18 protein-coding genes and 1 pseudogene are annotated in these 18,723 nt (G+C 47.9%); all 19 read left to right on the forward strand.

The genetic code is table 11. The annotated features are described in order from the left end of the window. Window positions 1-169: 169 nt before the first annotated feature. Window positions 170-2,101: a flagellar hook-length control protein FliK gene (locus ACF8CV_RS11075; protein WP_138938578.1), complete on the forward strand. Its 1,932-nt coding sequence runs from the start codon at window positions 170-172 to the stop codon at window positions 2,099-2,101. A 49-nt stretch (window positions 2,102-2,150) separates the two neighbouring features. Further along, entirely contained in the window at window positions 2,151-2,654 is a 504-nt protein-coding gene (gene fliL, locus ACF8CV_RS11080; protein ID WP_005457696.1) for a flagellar basal body-associated protein FliL, read from the forward strand. A 7-nt stretch (window positions 2,655-2,661) separates the two neighbouring features. Next, entirely contained in the window at window positions 2,662-3,708 is a 1,047-nt protein-coding gene (gene fliM, locus ACF8CV_RS11085) for a flagellar motor switch protein FliM (RefSeq protein ID WP_005457756.1), read from the forward strand. A 51-nt stretch (window positions 3,709-3,759) separates the two neighbouring features. After that, complete coding sequence (fliN, locus tag ACF8CV_RS11090; RefSeq protein ID WP_005457660.1) at window positions 3,760-4,170, forward strand: flagellar motor switch protein FliN; 411 nt, start codon at window positions 3,760-3,762, stop codon at window positions 4,168-4,170. 1 nt (window position 4,171) lies between these two features. Continuing rightward, entirely contained in the window at window positions 4,172-4,585 is a 414-nt protein-coding gene (fliO, locus tag ACF8CV_RS11095; RefSeq protein ID WP_005457659.1) for a flagellar biosynthetic protein FliO, read from the forward strand. Next, window positions 4,572-5,441, forward strand: a complete 870-nt coding sequence (gene fliP / locus ACF8CV_RS11100; protein WP_005494365.1) for a flagellar type III secretion system pore protein FliP — start codon at window positions 4,572-4,574, stop codon at window positions 5,439-5,441. The genes fliO and fliP overlap by 14 nt, the downstream gene beginning before the upstream one ends. 26 nt (window positions 5,442-5,467) lie before the next feature. Then, window positions 5,468-5,737 carry a flagellar biosynthesis protein FliQ gene (gene fliQ, locus ACF8CV_RS11105; protein WP_005457784.1) on the forward strand — a complete coding sequence of 90 codons (270 nt, stop codon included), beginning with the start codon at window positions 5,468-5,470 and terminating at the stop codon, window positions 5,735-5,737. Window positions 5,738-5,745: 8 nt separating this feature from the next. After that, on the forward strand, window positions 5,746-6,528 hold the full coding sequence (gene fliR, locus ACF8CV_RS11110) for a flagellar biosynthetic protein FliR (RefSeq protein WP_005481059.1): 783 nt from the start codon (window positions 5,746-5,748) through the stop codon (window positions 6,526-6,528). A 9-nt stretch (window positions 6,529-6,537) separates the two neighbouring features. After that, complete coding sequence (gene flhB / locus ACF8CV_RS11115; RefSeq protein WP_138938577.1) at window positions 6,538-7,668, forward strand: flagellar biosynthesis protein FlhB; 1,131 nt, start codon at window positions 6,538-6,540, stop codon at window positions 7,666-7,668. A 229-nt stretch (window positions 7,669-7,897) separates the two neighbouring features. Next, window positions 7,898-9,997, forward strand: a complete 2,100-nt coding sequence (flhA, locus tag ACF8CV_RS11120; RefSeq protein WP_005457662.1) for a flagellar biosynthesis protein FlhA — start codon at window positions 7,898-7,900, stop codon at window positions 9,995-9,997. A gap of 28 nt (window positions 9,998-10,025) precedes the next feature. Continuing rightward, window positions 10,026-11,537 carry a flagellar biosynthesis protein FlhF gene (gene flhF, locus ACF8CV_RS11125; protein ID WP_005457694.1) on the forward strand — a complete coding sequence of 504 codons (1,512 nt, stop codon included), beginning with the start codon at window positions 10,026-10,028 and terminating at the stop codon, window positions 11,535-11,537. A 14-nt stretch (window positions 11,538-11,551) separates the two neighbouring features. Then, the gene (locus tag ACF8CV_RS11130) at window positions 11,552-12,439 is read left to right on the forward strand and encodes a MinD/ParA family protein (RefSeq protein WP_005457698.1); all 888 of its coding nucleotides are present in this window, start codon (window positions 11,552-11,554) and stop codon (window positions 12,437-12,439) included. After that, entirely contained in the window at window positions 12,432-13,166 is a 735-nt protein-coding gene (locus tag ACF8CV_RS11135) for an RNA polymerase sigma factor FliA (RefSeq protein WP_005457739.1), read from the forward strand. Before ACF8CV_RS11130 ends, ACF8CV_RS11135 begins: the two co-directional genes overlap by 8 nt. Before the next feature lie 45 nt (window positions 13,167-13,211). Next, on the forward strand, window positions 13,212-13,580 hold the full coding sequence (gene cheY / locus ACF8CV_RS11140; protein WP_021451399.1) for a chemotaxis response regulator CheY: 369 nt from the start codon (window positions 13,212-13,214) through the stop codon (window positions 13,578-13,580). Between the two features lie 118 nt (window positions 13,581-13,698). After that, a complete protein-coding gene (locus tag ACF8CV_RS11145; RefSeq protein ID WP_005457755.1) occupies window positions 13,699-14,439 on the forward strand; it encodes a protein phosphatase CheZ in 741 nt (246 codons plus the stop codon). A 9-nt stretch (window positions 14,440-14,448) separates the two neighbouring features. Beyond that, entirely contained in the window at window positions 14,449-16,683 is a 2,235-nt protein-coding gene (locus ACF8CV_RS11150) for a chemotaxis protein CheA (protein WP_138937889.1), read from the forward strand. A gap of 24 nt (window positions 16,684-16,707) precedes the next feature. Continuing rightward, window positions 16,708-17,817: a chemotaxis response regulator protein-glutamate methylesterase gene (locus ACF8CV_RS11155; RefSeq protein WP_025789446.1), complete on the forward strand. Its 1,110-nt coding sequence runs from the start codon at window positions 16,708-16,710 to the stop codon at window positions 17,815-17,817. 8 nt (window positions 17,818-17,825) lie between these two features. Beyond that, the gene (locus ACF8CV_RS11160; RefSeq protein WP_138937888.1) at window positions 17,826-18,605 is read left to right on the forward strand and encodes a ParA family protein; all 780 of its coding nucleotides are present in this window, start codon (window positions 17,826-17,828) and stop codon (window positions 18,603-18,605) included. Continuing rightward, a pseudogene (locus tag ACF8CV_RS11165) lies at window positions 18,595-18,723 on the forward strand (chemotaxis protein CheW); the annotation flags it as partial. The gene ACF8CV_RS11160 and the pseudogene ACF8CV_RS11165, both read left to right, overlap by 11 nt.

Raw genomic sequence — 18,723 nt, forward strand, 5'->3', positions numbered from 1 at the left:
GTTGAAGTTGATCTCGCTTCCACTCTTTTCGTGTGCGCTGTTCGTCAGGAAAATAGCCTTATGCGTTGGCGTGATTTTTGCAAATTCATGGTTTAATTATCTAATTTTGCCTCTGATGGGCAATCTGGTTACGCCATAAAAAGGCGTAGCTAAAAATGAGAAAGTTTTTATGAATGTGAATTTGTCTAATGTTTCTGCGACTAGCAAGACCTCGGTTTCTGAGTCTTCCGCACAAGCACCTACAGAAAGCTCTGAAAGCAAAGGTTTTTTTGAAACCTTAGCGGGAGTTTTTACAGGTTCACAAAAAGCAGAAAAAGCGGTCACTCAAACAGCAAGTACAGATGCAAAGACCGACGTTAGCGCCACAGAAGGTGAAACGGTCGAGAAGAATGGCGAGAGCCAAGAATCAGTCGCGAATCGTGAGAGTGTCGATGGAAAAGCGGCTGATGCATTGCTAGAGCATGAAGGCGTAAAAGCCGTAGCTGACGAATCCGAGCAAACTTCGGAAGCATTTCAAGAAGAAGGTAAAGCCCCCGTCGTAGCGAAGCAAGCTTTGTCGCCAATGGAGTCAGAGGCTCAGTTGGATTCAAAACAAAGCGCTCAGAACACAGACTCGCAAGACAAGATAGCGGTGGCCAGTGCGATGGGAGAAGGTCAGCAACTACTCGGTCGTATTGAACAAGCGAATCAAGCATTGCAAACCAATGATTATTTTGTTGATAGCGGCAAGGGTTTGCCTCTACAGACGACGCAAGCAACCTCTTTCTCTGCTCCAGTGTCGAAACTGGTCGAAACAGATGACGCAAAAGCGCTAGCAGCGTTGCAATCGACGCCTTCTGTTGAGCAAGTAAATTTGGCGGCCGAGCAGCAACTGGAACCAATCTTAGATGCCAATGGAAAGCCGATTGATATTGAGCAGCTACAATCTCAATCAACTGAATGGCAAAACCTGACTGCGCCTCCTGTAATGGATACTTCAGCAATGCAACAAGCTCAGGCGAACACCTCAGGTGCATTGGATGGTTCGGTGTCACTTGACCCTGAGACGCTCGGCTTTGAAGGTAAGGCGGTTCAGCTGGTTTCAATTGATGAGCTGGAAGTCATTGATACCAAGTTGGCGCAAGGCAAACCTCTGAGCGAACAAGAAATCGATGTCATTGAAGGTTTGAGAACGGGTGACGTCGTCGCGGATATTCCTGAGCAAGAGTTAGCCCAGTTGGTTGCGCTGCCAACGGACGTGAAAGCCATTCTTGCGGAGCAAAATACAACGCAGCATAACAATGTACGAAACGGCAGCGAACGAACAGCCGCTGCAGTCGCGATGGGGCAACAAGCACAATACGTGAACGCGCATGAGATGAAGCACGTCGCTGCGCAAGCGCCAATGGCTCAACATGCCGATAAACTTGCGTCCGCACCAATGCCTGATGCGCTGGTGGCGAATAATTTCAACCCAGCAGTTCAAATGGCTGCTAATGGGGAAGTGAGCCACAAAGCGATCAATGCCGCGTTAAGTGCAGGTGCGTTGAAAGCTACGGCGAGCCAGCAAGATAAGCCAGAGTCGCAATACGGATTAGCAGGACAGCTGCAAGCGGCCGCTGGGCAACAAGGTGTAACAGCCCAACAGCAAACCCGAGCGGAAGCCGCTCAGCAAGCACAACTGCCTCTGCAATTAACAAAAGAACTCGCTAATGAGCAAGTGGCGGAAAAAGTACAAATGATGATGTCGAAGAACTTGAAAAACCTCGACATCCGACTTGACCCACCAGAGCTTGGCCGTATGCAAATTCGCATGACGATGAACAACGATTTGGCCAACGTGCATTTTACGGTTACCAACCCACAAGCGCGTGACATTATTGAACAAACGTTGCCTCGTCTACGTGAAATGTTGGCCCAACAAGGGATGCAACTGGCGGATTCCTCGGTTCAGCAGCAAAGCAGTGGACAACAGCAAAGTGGCTACGCAGCGGCTGAACAAAATGGCCAAGGCACGTCTGGACGCGGTTTTTCTGGCCAGTCAGACGAAAACTTTGATGCCGACGTGAATCTTGATTTGAATGTGGTTTCAAAGCGTGATGGAATTAGTTTTTACGCCTAATGTCGTAACCTCAACCATCTTGAACAAGAACAAATAACTAGAGAAAACAATGGCAGAAGAACAGCTACAAGGTGCCGATGCACCAAAAGGTAAAAGCAAGCTACTGATCATCATTATTGCAGTCGTGGTTCTGCTCGGTGGTGGTGGCGCGGCGGCGTTCTTTTTAATGGGATCGGATGATTCGGCTCAAGCCGCAGAGGCAGAGTCACAGCAAACACAGGCCGCAGCGGCTAACCCAATTGCGTACGTGAATCTTCCGCAACCGTTCATTTTTAACGTGACGGGTGACCGTCGCGATAGACTGGTGCAAATCAAAGCGCAGCTTATGGTACGTGGCTCTGAGAATGAGCAGTTGGCGCGTTACCATTCTCCGTTGGTTGAGAGCTCTTTGTTATCAACATTTGCATCGGCAACGGTAGAGCAGCTTCGTTCTCCAACGGGTCGAGTGGAACTGCGAGACCGAGCTTCCGAAGATATTAAAGCAGCTTTAAATGCTGCGGTCGGCAAGCCAGTGATTGAAAAAGTACTGTTTACAGATTTTGTTATTCAATAGGTAAAACGTGACCGATCTATTAAGCCAAGACGAAATTGATGCGCTACTGCACGGGGTTGATGATGTTGATGACATTGACGAGCCCTTAGATAACGACACGGAAGGTGCCGTCAGTTTCGATTTCTCGTCTCAAGACAGGATTGTCCGTGGTCGAATGCCAACGCTCGAACTGATTAACGAGCGTTTTGCACGACACATGCGGATCAGTCTGTTTAACATGCTGCGCAAAACGGCCGAAGTGTCGATCAACGGCGTACAGATGATGAAGTTTGGCGAGTACCAAAATACGTTGTACGTGCCCACCAGTTTGAACATGGTTCGCTTCCGTCCTCTTAAAGGTACGGCATTGATTACCATGGAAGCGCGTCTCGTCTTCATTCTGGTAGAAAACTTCTTTGGTGGCGATGGCCGCTTCCACGCCAAAATCGAAGGCCGTGAATTTACGCCAACTGAGCGTCGCATTATCCAGCTACTGCTGAAAATCGTGTTTGAAGACTACAAAGAAGCGTGGTCGCCAGTCATGGGCGTCGAGTTCGAATACCTCGATTCTGAAGTAAACCCAAGCATGGCAAACATCGTGAGCCCGACCGAAGTGATTGTCGTGAGCTCATTCCATATTGAAGTGGATGGCGGTGGCGGTGACTTCCATGTCGTAATGCCGTATTCCATGGTCGAGCCAATCCGCGAGTTGCTCGATGCTGGTGTTCAGTCGGACAAGATGGAAACTGACGTACGTTGGAGTTCAGCGCTGCGCGAAGAGATCATGGACTGTCCGGTAAACTTCCGAGTGAACTTGCTGGAAAAAGATATATCGTTGCGCGATTTGATGGAGCTGCAACCAGGCGACATTATTCCGATTGAAATGCCTGAGCACGCTACCATGTTTATCGAAGATTTACCGACTTACCGCGTAAAAATGGGTCGCTCTGAAGACAAGCTTGCCGTGCAAGTCTCTCAAGAGATTGAACGCCCACACGTAGTGAAAACTGATTTAGCCTTCTTGGGCAAAGACATCATGTCTGAGCTTGAGAATGACGATGATAGAGATGATTAAGACTCCTTACTCGTTGATTTGATTGAGTAAGGCTTAACACAGGATAGAAAAATGGAACCAAGTGACGATCAAAAGCTAGCAGACGAATGGGCAGCCGCTCTTGGCGAAGACCCGTCTGCACCTTCTATTGATGTAGATGAAGTATTGGCAGCGCCACTGGAAGAGCTGAAAGATACTTCTCGACCAATTACCGACGATGAACGTCGTAAACTCGATACCATCATGGACATTCCCGTTACCATCTCGATGGAAGTGGGACGTTCGCAAATCAGCATTCGTAACCTATTACAATTGAACCAAGGTTCGGTCGTAGAGCTAGACCGCCTAGCGGGTGAATCGCTTGATGTATTGGTTAACGGTACGTTGATTGCGCACGGCGAAGTCGTGGTAGTGAACGACAAGTTTGGTATCCGTTTGACTGATGTGATCAGCCAAACTGAACGCATCAAAAAGCTGCGTTAATATGACAAGTTCAATCACAAAGAGATTGAAGCAAATCACAGGAGCACTCGGTTTAATGCTGAGTGCTCCTTACGCATTTGCGGCCGCACCCAGTAATCTCGATTTAGCGACCACCTTGGGTTCACTTGTGCTGGTTATTGGTGTCATTTTGCTGTTGGCATGGTTGCTTAAACGCATGCAAGTGCCGGCGTTAGGGCAGCAAAAAGGTTTACGCATCGTGAGCCAATTACCTGTCGGCACCAAAGAGCGAATCGCCGTGGTTCAGGTTGGAGAAGAGCAGTTTTTGGTGGGCATCACCAGTCAATCGATCCAAACCTTAGCCAAGCTAGAAAAGCCATTGAAAGAGGAAGAGTTGGCGACCAATGCTTTTGCCAGTCAGTTCAGCCAACTGATCAAGAAAAATGACAAAGGGTAATCCAATCCGTCTGCTTTTTAGCACTTTGGTGCTACTGGTTGGCGTGCTGTTTTCTTCATTTTCGTTTGCTGAGGCAGAGGAATCACCGCTGCCTGCGAATTTAGCAGAAGGGAGCAGTGTGACGGTTCAGGCCATGCAAAGCGATACCGGAGCAAGTCGCTCTATGTCGGTTGGCAACGGTGCTGGTATTCCAGCTTTCACCATGACCACCAATCCGGATGGCAGTGAAGACTATTCTGTTACATTGCAAATTCTCGCCTTAATGACCATGCTGGGCTTCTTGCCAGCAATGGTGATTTTGATGACGTCTTTCACCCGAATTGTGGTGGTAATGTCGATTCTGCGTCAGGCGATGGGCTTACAACAAACACCATCGAATCAGGTGATCATTGGCATCGCGCTTTTCTTGACCTTCTTTGTCATGTCTCCTGTGCTCAACGAAATCAATGACACGGCTATCCAGCCATACCTCAACGAACAAGTGACAGCGCGCGAAGCATTCGATGCAGCGCAAGTGCCGATGAAGGCCTTCATGCTTAAGCAAACGCGCATTAAGGATTTGGAAACCTTCGTAAATATGTCGGGCGAGCAAGTAACCAATCCAGAAGATGTGTCGATGGCGGTGTTGATTCCCGCTTTTATCACCTCGGAGCTGAAAACGGCGTTCCAAATCGGTTTCATGTTGTTTCTGCCGTTCTTGATCATCGACTTGGTGGTGGCATCGGTTTTGATGGCCATGGGTATGATGATGCTATCGCCAATGATTGTATCGCTGCCGTTTAAGTTGATGCTGTTTGTGTTGGTGGATGGTTGGAACTTGATATTGTCGACCTTAGCCGGCAGTTTCGCCCTTTAGATTGGCACAGAGAAAAGAGGTAAGACATGACTCCTGAAATGTTTGTCGAGCTTTTCCGTGAGGCACTGTGGATGGTGTTGATCATGGTCTGTGCCATTATTATCCCCAGTTTGCTCATCGGTTTGGTCGTGGCGATTTTTCAAGCCGCGACGTCAATTAACGAACAGACATTAAGCTTCTTACCTCGTTTGATCGTGACTTTGTTAGCTTTGATGCTGTTTGGTCACTGGATGACCCAAATGCTGATGGAATATTTCTTCGGCTTGATTGAGCGCTTGCCTCAGGTTCTGTACTAGAGGCTGGTATGGAGTATCCCACTCAAATCATCTTAGACTGGATAGCCAATTATTTTTGGCCTTACGTTCGTATCTCGTCGATGTTGATGGTAATGACCGTTACTGGCGCTCGCTTTGTTTCTCCTCGTATTCGTTTGTATCTCGGCCTTGCGATTACTTTTGCCGTGATGCCCGCTATTCCTGCTGTTCCGCAAGACATTCAACTGCTCTCATTTCGTGGTTTTATGACCATCGCAGAGCAGATGATCATTGGCGTCGCGATGGGCATGGTGACGCAATTTATGATCCAAACGTTTGTGTTGCTCGGGCAAATCCTTGGTATGCAATCGAGCTTGGGTTTTGCGTCGATGGTCGATCCTGCCAATGGTCAGAACACGCCATTGCTCGGTCAATTATTCATGTTCTTGACCACCATGTTTTTCCTCGCAACCGATGGTCACTTAAAAATGCTGCAACTGGTGGTGTTCAGCTTTAAAACCCTACCGATAGGGTCGGGCACGCTTACCGCGGTGGATTTTCGTGATATGGCGGGTTGGCTTGGCATTATGTTCAAAACTGCTCTGAGTATGTCGCTATCTGGCATCATCGCGCTGCTTACTATCAACTTGTCGTTTGGTGTAATGACGCGTGCCGCGCCTCAGCTGAACATTTTCTCGCTCGGCTTTGCGTTTGCATTGATGGTGGGTCTATTGATTTGCTGGTACATCTTGGCTGGTCTATACAGTCATTATGAATTGTACTGGGCATTGGGTGAGGAGCAGATTTGTAGCCTCATTCGCTTGGATTGTTAGGAGGCTAGTTTGGCAGAGTCAGACGGTCAGGAACGCACCGAAGAAGCCACGCCCCGACGGTTACAACAAGCCAGAGAAAAGGGGCAGGTCGCACGCTCAAAAGAGCTCGCATCGGCGTCAGTGCTAATTGTGGGTGCTATCGCTCTGATGTGGTTTGGCGAGTCACTCGCACGTTCGCTGTTTTCCATCATGAGTCGTTTGTTCGACCTCAAACGCGATGAAATCTTTGACACAACAAAGCTGTTTGATATCGCATTAGGCGCAATGACAAATTTGCTTTTTCCACTGTTTCTCATCCTTATCACGTTGTTTGTGGCGGCGACGATTGGTGCTGCAGGGGTTGGGGGCATTAGCTTTTCTGCCGAAGCGGCAATGCCGAAGCTGTCCAAAATGAACCCTCTGAGCGGTTTAAAACGCATGGTGGGCATGCAAAGTTGGGTTGAACTGATCAAATCGATCTTGAAAGTGGTGTTGGTGACAGGCGTTGCCATGTATTTGATCCAAGCGTCGCAAGCGGATTTGATCCAACTTAGCATGGATGTTTACCCGCAGAATATTTTCCACGCGCTGGATATTTTGCTCAACTTTATCTTGTTGATCAGCTGCTCGTTATTGATTGTTGTGGCCCTCGATATACCGTTCCAGATTTGGCAGCACGCCGATCAGTTGAAGATGACCAAGCAAGAAGTGAAAGACGAATACAAAGAAACCGAAGGTAAGCCAGAGGTGAAAGGTCGTATTCGTATGCTGCAAAGGGAAGCGGCACAACGCCGGATGATGGCCGATGTGCCTCAAGCTGACGTTATCGTCACCAACCCGGAGCACTATTCAGTGGCGCTGCGTTATAAGCAGAAAACAGATCGTGCGCCAGTCGTGATTGCGAAAGGTACGGATCACATGGCGATGAAAATTCGAGAAGTGGCACGTGAGCACGACATTACGATTGTGCCTGCTCCACCACTTGCACGTGCGCTTTACCATACCACTGAGTTGGAACAAGAAATTCCTGACGGTCTGTTTACCGCGGTCGCGCAAGTGCTGGCGTTTGTGTTCCAGTTAAAACAGTACCGCAAACGTGGTGGTCAGCGACCGAAAATTCAAGATTATGACTTGCCAATCCCGCCGGAACATCGTCATTAATCGTGCAAAAAGCAAAATTAAGAAAAATATAAAACAATCAATGGATTGTGCTGTTATTTAGCTTTGAGTCATTATTTTGGCGTTGATTTTGGTACATAGATTGCTTAAGTCGACTAATTATCAACTATACCTAAACTTTTAGGCGAAAGTGGTCGCGTATAAACATTAGACATACGTATTAAAGTGCGTATTCGCGTGACGCTTCAATTCGATTGAGATACCTCGCAGTATGAAGTTAAGCCTGCCGTTTGCAGATAAATTGCCACGAATTCGTCAGCGTGAGATGCCAGCTATTGGCGCGCCTGTCATGGTTTTGGCCACCCTTGCGATGGTGGTATTACCGATACCAGCGTTCCTACTGGATATGTTCTTCACCTTTAACATCGCCTTAGCCATGGTGGTGTTGTTGGTGACGGTATATACACGCCGCCCGTTAGATTTCGCCGCGTTCCCAACGGTGTTGCTGATCGCGACGTTGTTGCGTTTGGCGCTGAACGTTGCGTCCACCCGTGTCGTGTTACTTCATGGTCATGAAGGGGGCAATGCGGCAGGTAACGTTATCGAGGCGTTTGGTAACGTTGTAATTGGCGGTAACTACGCAGTCGGTTTAGTCGTCTTCCTCATCTTGATGATCATTAACTTTATGGTTGTGACCAAAGGTGCGGGGCGTATTTCTGAGGTGAGCGCTCGTTTCACCCTTGATGCGTTGCCTGGTAAACAGATGGCGATTGATGCGGACTTAAACGCAGGCCTTATCGACCAAGAGCAAGCGCGCGTGCGTCGTTTTGAAGTGACCAAAGAGGCAGATTTCTACGGCTCAATGGATGGTGCGTCTAAGTTTGTAAAAGGCGATGCGATAGCTGGCATTTTGATTCTGTTTATCAACATCATCGGCGGTCTGTCGATTGGTATGGCGCAGTACGGGTTAGGCTTTGGTGAAGCGATCCAAATCTATACCTTGCTAACGATCGGTGATGGTCTGGTTGCTCAAATTCCATCGCTATTGCTGTCGATTGCAGCGGCGATGATGGTAACGCGCCAAAACACCGATGAAGACATGGGCGAGCAGCTGGTTTTCCAAATGTTCGACAACCCGAAAGCGTTGATGATCACGGCGGCAATTTTGGGCGTGATGGGTATCGTACCGGGCATGCCGCATTTTGCTTTCTTAACGTTGGCCGTTGCTGCTGGCGCGGGTGCTTACTTAATTGACAAGCGTCAGAAGCAGAAAGCAAAAGAACCAGCATTACCTGCGAAAGCAGAAGATGGCAGCGAGCCGATTTCTCAACGTGAGTTGTCGTGGGATGACGTTCAACCTGTTGATATTATTGGTTTAGAAGTGGGGTATCGATTAATCCCGCTGGTGGATCGTGACCAAGGCGGAGAGTTACTAGAGCGCGTGAAAGGCGTTCGTAAAAAGCTCTCACAAGATTTTGGTTTCTTGATCCCAGCTGTACACATTCGCGACAACCTTGAGCTGACGCCAAACAGCTACAGAATTACCCTGATGGGCGTTGCGGTGGGTGAAGCGGAAATTCGCCCAGACCAAGAATTGGCGATTAACCCTGGTCAGGTTTACGGCATGATTGATGGCGAACCGACCATGGACCCGGCATTCGGCCTAGAAGCCGTGTGGATTCGTGAAGAGCAGCGCGAGCACGCTCAGGCTCTCGGTTATACCGTGGTGGATTCATCGACGGTATTGGCAACGCATCTAAGTCAGTTATTAACCAACAACGCATCGCAGTTGATTGGTCATGAAGAAGTACAGAATTTATTGGAGATGCTAGGCCGAAGTGCACCGAAACTGGTGGAGAACTTCGTACCGGATCAACTCCCATTAGGTGTGGTGGTGAAAGTGTTGCAGAACTTGTTGAATGAAGCCATTCCAATTCGCGACATTCGTACCATCGTACAAACCTTGGCTGAGTACTCAAGTAAGAGTCAAGAACCTGACATATTAACAGCGGCGGTTCGAATCAGTCTGAAACGCCTAATTGTTCAGGAAATCAATGGTATAGAGCCAGAATTGCCTGTGATTACCTTGATTCCTGAGCTGGAACAAATATTGCATCAAACTATGCAAGCCTCGGGAGGCGAATCTGCTGGCATTGAGCCAGGACTCGCTGAACGTTTGCAGTCTTCACTAAGCCATGCAACGCAAGAGCAAGAGTTGAAGGGCGAACCTGCCGTTCTACTTACGTCTGGCGTGTTGCGATCCACACTGGCTAAGTTTGTGAAGAACACAATACCTAATCTCCGGGTACTGTCTTATCAAGAAATACCGGATGAAAAACAGATCAGAATTGTGCAAGCCGTGGGTAATTAATCTCACGCATCATTAATGGATTCATAGTTTGAAAATAAAGCGATTTTTTGCCAAAGACATGCGATCAGCGCTGCTCCAAGTGAAAGAGGAGTTGGGTGCAGATGCGGTGATCATGTCAAACAAGAAAGTGGCAGGCGGTGTAGCGATTGTTGCTGCAGTGGATAATGAATCCAATCCGTCTTCATCCAGTGCTTCTTCGCAATCAAATCGTGGTGCTTCTCAATCGAATCGCTATAACGAACATCGTCAAATGTCGTCATCAGCGGCCGATCGTTTTCAAGATCGCAGTTTAGATGAAGATAAAATTAGCCTACAAAACAGCAAAGAAAAATCAGGCTCGATGACACAGCGATTCGCGAACATGCTGAAGCAATACAGTGGTGGCGCAGCAGAATCTGACGATCATGTTGCGGAAAACGAAGATTCGTTATCAGCCCTATTGCAACGCCAAAATAAGCACCGCGAAAGCTACAACCAAGAAAAGCCCGTGCCATACCAGCCGGACTCTCCTTTGGCGAAATTGATTGCTCAAGATAACCGTTTTGAGCGACCAACGCCGAAGTTAGATCCTACGCGCTATGACCGTCGTCGCCCATCCTCTGAAGAGCGTGACGAGTCAGCAAAAGAGCTGGAGAACATGCGCGAAGAGATGACCTCGATTCGTCGTCTGCTGGAACATCAAGTCTCCGGCTTAATGTGGCAAGAAGTGGAACGTCGTGAGCCATTAAGAGCCATGCTTATCAAACGCTTAGAGCGTATGGGCGTGTCTCCTGAGCTTGCAGACCAAATGGCATGTTACATCCCAGAAGACACCAAGCCTGCACGTGCGTGGAAGGCGTTGCTGTCACTCGTTGCGGATCAAATTAACATACCAAAACAAGATATTTTAAAACGTGGTGGTGTGGTTGCATTGCTTGGCCCTACAGGCGTCGGAAAAACGACAACTGTTGCGAAGCTTGCTGCACGCGCAGCCATGGAATACGGTGCCGACAATGTGGCCCTTGTGACAACAGATACATATCGCATAGGTGCACATGAGCAACTCTCCATTTACGGGAGAATTATGGGTTGTCCTGTAAGAGTTGCTAAAGATTCTAATGAATTAGCCGATGTTATATATCAGCTAAGAAACAGAAGACTGATTTTGGTCGATACGGCAGGGATGGGACAAAGAGATGTGAGGCTTTCCGAGCAGCTCGATACCCTAATGCAAGAGAGTGGTGAAGTGATTCATAGCTACCTTGTTTTGCCAGCTACCGCACAACGTCGAGTTCTACAAGAAACTCTTGATCACTTCCGACGCATTCCGCTGTCGGGTTGTATTCTCACTAAGCTTGATGAGTCATTAAGTTTAGGTGAATTCATTAGTGTGGTTATTCAAAACGCAATGCCAGTGGCTTACATAGCAAATGGTCAGCGCGTGCCTGAAGACATTGTGATAGCACAACCAAAATACATGCTTGCGAAAGCAAACGAACTGTTAGAGAAGTCGACAGAGAACGAACCTCACTTTTGGAACAGTGACAACGAAGGACTCTAGGGCGGCGGACTACTATGACTGAGAATATGATACACGATCAAGCAAGCGGCCTCCGTCGCTTAACACAACCATCGTTGACAAAAGTGATTGCTGTTACTGGCGGCAAAGGTGGTGTGGGGAAATCTAACGTAACGCTGGGTCTGGCGATCTGCATGGCTCGCCAAGGCAAGAAGGTGATGGTTCTCGACGCTGACCTAGGTCTGGCTAATGTTGACGTAATGCTCGGAATTCGTTCAAAACGTAACCTGGGACATGTGCTAGCGGGTGAATGTGAGCTAAAAGATGCGATTGTTGAAGGCCCTTATGGTATAAAGATAATCCCTGCAACTTCTGGCACACAAAGCATGACAGAGCTTTCTCATGCTCAACATGCTGGACTCATCCGCGCATTTGGTAGTCTTGAAGATGAAATGGACATCCTGCTAATTGATACAGCAGCTGGCATTTCTGATATGGTTATTAGTTTTTCTCGTGCAGCTCAAGATGTAGTTGTAGTAGTCTGTGACGAACCGACTTCTATCACTGATGCTTATGCACTAATTAAGCTTTTGAGCAAAGAACACCAAGTCCAACGCTTTAAAGTTGTTGCAAATATGGTCAGAAGCTACCGAGAAGGTCGAGAATTGTTTGCAAAGTTGACGCTAGTCACAGAGCGGTTCTTGAATGTAAGCCTTGAGCTCGTAGCATGTATTCCATTAGATGATAAAGTACGACAAGCCGTAAAAAGACAAAAAATTGTCGTTGATGCGTTCCCTCGCTCTCCTGCGGCTTTAGCTATCAGCTCATTGGCAAACAAAGCGCTGATGTGGCCACTGCCGAAAACACCAAGTGGACACTTGGAATTTTTTGTGGAAAGGTTGCTAAATCGTACCGAATTCGCAGAGGACCCTTTTGGTGAATAAAGCGATAACCTATGACCAGCATGGCAAGTTTAATAGTCAGCAAGCGTTCATTGAACGCTACTCTGTGTTGGTTAAGCGTATTGCTCACCACCTGTTAGGCCGTTTACCGCCGAGTGTTCAGGTAGAGGATTTAATTCAGGCCGGCATGATCGGTCTTATCGAAGCTCAGCAGAATTATGATGGTTCTAAAGGTGCGAGCTTTGAAACTTATGCTGGTATCCGTATTCGTGGCGCCATGTTAGATGACATGCGCAAAGGTGACTGGGTACCGCGTTCTGTTCATAAGAATAATCGCGAAATTAATCAAGCGGTCGCAGAGCTGGAAGGCGTGTTAAATCGTGATCCGACAGATTCGGAAGTAGCAGCACATCTCGGGATGTCACTGGATCAATATCATAGTGCTCTGACCGATATAAACTGCTCAAGATTAGTTGGTATTGAAGATTTAGGCGTTTCTGATGATGTGATTTCACCAGCAGATGAAACTGATGACAGCAACCCATTTAAGGGTGTAGCAGATGAATCGTTCAGAAAAGCACTGGTTGAATCAATAAAACAGCTTCCAGAGCGTGAAGCTTTAGTACTTTCGCTTTATTATGACGAAGAACTCAATTTGAAAGAAATTGGTGATGTATTAGGTGTAAGCGAATCTCGTGTAAGCCAAATACTAAGCCAAGCGATGCAACGTTTACGCACCAAGCTCAGTGCGTGGACACAAAATGACTAAAAACACTGATTTTACGATTCAGTGGAGGCAATTTTGAATAAAAACATGAAGATCCTTATTGTTGACGATTTCTCAACAATGCGCCGTATTGTTAAAAACCTGCTTCGTGACTTGGGTTTCAATAACACTCAAGAAGCCGACGACGGTTTAACTGCATTACCAATGCTGAAAAAAGGTGACTTCGATTTTGTTGTAACCGACTGGAATATGCCAGGAATGCAAGGTATCGATCTGCTTAAGCACATCCGTGCCGATGCAGAGCTTAAGCACCTTCCTGTACTTATGATCACGGCTGAAGCGAAGCGTGAGCAGATCATCGAAGCTGCTCAAGCAGGTGTAAACGGCTACATTGTTAAGCCATTTACTGCTGCAACACTAAAAGAAAAATTAGAGAAAATTTTCGAACGTTTATAACTCTCTCTTTCTCTTTGTTATTCGAGTCGTTTATTCCAAATAATACATACACATAAAATGACTCGTTTGACGTTTTCGAAGCGATAAGAAGAACTAAACGTAAAAGGGTCTATTCAGAATGATCTCACTAGAGCAGGCGAAGTCGCTCGTTCAAATGCTAGAAAACGGGGAACAAGATCAAGCGAACATGCTTGTTGCCTCGCTATATGAAGGTACAGAGAATCCGGTTTTGCAAGAAATCGGAACACTGACTCGAGACCTTCATGATTCACTAAAGCAGTTCAACCTCGATCAACGCATGACCGAAATAGCTAAAGATGAAATCCCGAATGCTCGGGATCGTCTGCACTATGTGATCGAGAAAACGGAACTGGCAGCAAACAAGACGATGGATGCAGTAGATTGCTGCCTTCCAATCGCCGATAACCTGCATGATTGCCTTCAACAAGTTCGTCCTCAATGGAATGAACTCATGTACGGGCGCATTGAATTAAGCGAATTCAAAGCTCTGTGTCACCGTATCGACAAACTGCTTGTTCAGGTCGAAGGTGATAGCACTGAATTGCGCGGTCAGTTGACCGAAATTCTTATGGCGCAAGACTTCCAAGACTTAACGGGTCAAATTATTCGTCGCGTAATTACGCTGGTAAACGAAGTAGAAGGCCGTTTGGTGGAAATCCTCACCGTATTCTCTGGCCAAAAACCAGCAGAACAGGTTCAAGTTTTGTCAGAACCGGCAGATAAAAAGATTAAACAATCAAGCGAAGCCGAAGGCCCTATTCTTCATCCAGAACTGAGAGAAGATGCGGTTTCATCGCAGGACGAAGTCGATGACTTGTTGTCCAGTCTTGGATTTTAAAGGTAACGTATGAGCTACGATTTAGACGAAGATATCCTTCAGGACTTTCTAATTGAGGCCGGAGAAATCCTAGAGCTGCTTTCTGAGCAGCTGGTTGAGTTAGAAAATAATCCAGAAGACAAAGACTTACTTAATGCTATCTTCCGCGGTTTCCATACCGTGAAAGGTGGTGCCGGTTTCCTATCCTTAGCAGAACTGGTCGACACCTGCCACGGTGCAGAGAACGTGTTCGACGTGTTGCGAAATGGCCAACGTTCTGTAACGCCAAGTCTCATGGATACCATGTTGAAGGCGTTGGATACGGTAAATACCCAGTTCCAAGCTGTGCAAGATCGAGAAGCGTTAGAAGCTGCAGACCCTGCGTTGCTGGATGAACTGCACCGTCTATGTAAGCCTGAGTCTGAAGACGAAGTAGCTACTGTGGTTGAAGAACCTATCGTTACTCCAGAACCAATTATCCCAGAACCTGCTAACGAAGTGCCAGCTGCCCCTGCAGCCGACATAACAGAGGCGGGTTCTATAGGTTCTGTCGACGAAATTACTCAAGACGAGTTTGAAAAGCTTCTTGATGAGCTGCACGGTAAAGGTGCTGCACCAGGCGCATCGACATCAGCTCCAGCAGCGGCTGCACCTGTTCAAGCAAGTGCGCCTGTTCTGGACAATGGCGATATCACCGATGACGAATTCGAACGTCTTCTCGATGAATTGCATGGTGTTGGTCAGAGCCCTTCAGCAGCAACAGCCGCTCCTGTAGAGACGCCTAAAGCACCAGAACCTGCTGCTCCTGCGGTTTCAGCTGCTTCAGGCGATAGCGACCTGATGACAGATGAAGAGTTTGAGAAGCTGCTTGACGAGCTACACGGTGCGGGCAAAGGCCCAACGCTTGAAGAGCTTGATATGGCAACCAAGCCAGCTTCCGCTTTAGCTCCAGAAGCGCCAAAACCAGCACCTGTTGCGCAGCCTGCTCCGGTTTCAACGCCAGCCTCTGCTCCTAAGTCAGCAGCAAAACCTGTGGCGGTGAAAGAGGAGCCAAAAGCGTCTGCACCAGCGGTGAAAAAGCCACAAGCAGAAGCGACGGTACGTGTTGATACATCAACGCTAGATACCATCATGAACATGGTGGGTGAGCTCGTGTTGGTACGTAACCGCTTATTAAGTCTTGGTTTGAACAGCGATAATGAAGAAATGTCGAAAGCTGTGGCAAACCTAGACGTTGTTACTGCAGACCTTCAAGGTGCAGTAATGAAAACGCGCATGCAGCCAATTAAGAAAGTATTTGGCCGTTTCCCTCGCGTTGTACGTGACTTGGCGCGTAACCTAAATAAAGACATCGTGCTGGAAATGCGCGGTGAAGAAACCGATCTCGATAAAAACCTAGTAGAAGCGCTAGCGGATCCATTGATCCACTTGGTGCGCAACTCGGTTGACCACGGCATTGAAATGCCAGAAGACCGCGTAAAAGCGGGTAAATCGCGCACTGGTAAAGTCATCCTATCTGCTTCACAAGAAGGTGACCATATCGAATTGGCTATCGTTGATGACGGTGGCGGTATGGATCCTAATAAACTTCGTGGCATTGCGGTAAAACGCGGCATGATGGACGAAGATGCAGCAGCGCGTTTATCGGACAAAGAGTGTTTCAACCTTATCTTCGCCCCTGGCTTCTCAAGTAAAGAGAAAATCTCTGATATTTCAGGCCGCGGTGTAGGTATGGACGTAGTTAAGACGGCGATCAACACCTTAAACGGCTCTATCGACATCGATTCAGAGCTAGGCAAGGGCACGAAGATCACCATCAAAGTACCACTGACTCTTGCGATTTTGCCGACCTTAATGGTGGGTGTTGGCGGTCATCCTTTTGCACTACCACTTGCGTCAGTAAATGAGATTTTCCACTTAGATTTAAGCCGCACCAACGTGGTAGATGGTCAGTTAACCATCATTGTTCGCGATAAGTCTATTCCACTGTTCTACCTACAAAACTGGTTGGCGTCTAAGTCTCCTCGCGTGGAGCAACGCATCGGTCATGGTCATGTTGTGATTGTGCAGATCGGCAGCCAACGCGTTGGTTTTGTCGTCGACACGCTTATCGGTCAAGAAGAAGTGGTTATCAAGCCATTAGATAACTTATTGCAAGGTACACCAGGTATGGCTGGTGCGACGATTACCAGTGATGGTCACATTGCATTGATTCTTGATGTGCCAGATCTATTGAAGCAATACGCAGCAGCTTCGCGCATCTAAGCTGACGTAAAGAAAAGGAACAAAATGGCGATTAAAGTACTAGTCGTTGATGATTCGAGTTTTTTCCGTCGTCGCGTAAGCGAAATCATCAACTCAGAATCGCGCCTAGAAGTGATTGACGTTGCGGTAAATGGCAGAGAAGCGGTCGAAAAAGCCAAAGCTCTCAAGCCGGACGTCATCACCATGGATATTGAAATGCCAGTTATGGATGGCATTACGGCTGTGCGTGAAATCATGGCCGCATCTCCAACGCCAATTCTGATGTTTTCGTCCCTGACTCATGATGGGGCGAAAGCAACTCTTGATGCGTTGGACGCTGGTGCTCTGGACTTCTTACCGAAGAAGTTTGAAGATATTGCACGTAACCGCGATGAAGCGGTTTCGCTGCTTCAGCAACGTGTCATTCAAATTGCCTCTAAGCGTGCTTTCATGCGCCGTCCTGTAGCGCGTCCAGCTGCTGCAACTAGTGCTGCGCGCCCACTGGCTTCAAGAACCGCTGCGCCTGCCGCATCGGCTCCGGCTCGACCGGCAGTAACCAAGTTCCGCGCATCGGGTAAGAAATACCAGTTAACAGCGATTGGCACATCCACTGGTGGCCCAGTTGCTTTGCAAAAAATTCTTACTCGTCTGCCGATGAACTACCCACATCCAATCGTGCTGATTCAGCATATGCCTGCGACATTTACGGCGGCATTTGCAAGTCGATTGAACACGTTGTGTAAGATCCAAGTGAAAGAAGCACAAGACGGTGATGTGTTACAAGCTGGCGTGGCTTACCTAGCGCCAGGCGGCAAGCAAATGATGATTGATGGTCGTGCAGGTGCTGCTCGCCTTCGCATCATTGATGGCGGTGATCGCATGAACTACAAACCGTGTGTGGATGTGACCTTTGGCTCTGCGGCGAAAGTTTACGGCGACAAAGTACTTTCTATGGTGCTCACCGGAATGGGTGCAGATGGCCGAGAAGGTGCACGTATGCTGAAATCTGCAGGTTCAACCATTTGGGCACAAGACGAAGAAAGCTGTGTGGTTTACGGTATGCCTCAAGCTGTTGCTAAAGCGGGCATTTCTTCTGAAGATTTACCTCTTGACCGAATTGCAGAACGCATGCTGGTGGAAGTGGGTTTAGCGTAGGATAAATCATGATCGTTTGGAGTGTAGCTAACCAAAAAGGTGGGGTAGGTAAAACCACATCAACAGTGACACTAGCAGGTTTGTTGAGCCAGAAAGGTCATCGTGTATTGATGGTCGACACCGATCCTCATGCGTCACTGACGACTTATCTTGGTTACGACTCAGATACCGTGTCATCAAGCTTGTTTGATCTGTTTCAGCTAAAGACGTTCACTCGCGATACGGTTAAGCCGTCGATCTTAGAAACCGAGTTGGAAGGAATGGACATCATTCCTGCGCACATGTCATTGGCTACGCTAGACCGCGTAATGGGTAACCGCAGTGGCATGGGGCTGATTTTGAAGCGCGCACTTCAAGCGGTTTCGCAAGATTACGACTACGTGTTGATCGATTGTCCGCCAATCCTTGGTGTGATGATGGTTAATGCACTCGCGGCGAGTGATCGTATCTTGATCCCAGTACAGACTGAGTTCCTCGCGATGAAAGGCTTGGAACGTATGATTCGTACGTTGACGATCATGCAGAAATCACGTCCAGATGGGTTCAAAGTCACCATCGTACCAACCATGTACGACAAGCGAACTCGCGCTTCGTTGCAGACTTTGACGCAACTGAAAAAAGACTACCCGAACCAAGTGTGGACTTCCGCAGTACCGATTGACACCAAGTTCCGAGACGCAAGTTTGAAACACTTACCAGCGTCGCACTTTGCATCCGGTAGCCGTGGTGTGTTTGCGTACAAACAGCTATTGATTTACTTGGAGAGGTTAGCGTTCGATGAGCAGTAACAGCGTACTTTCCAGCGAGCAGGCGCTTGATGATTACTTCAGTGCATTACTCGGTGAAGAAGTTGAGGTGACTGATCTCGAACATGAGCTTGACTTGCTCGCTCAGGAACTATCCTCT

Source organism: Vibrio sp. zbq_1, from assembly GCF_043102935.1.
GTDB lineage: Bacteria > Pseudomonadota > Gammaproteobacteria > Enterobacterales > Vibrionaceae > Vibrio > Vibrio parahaemolyticus.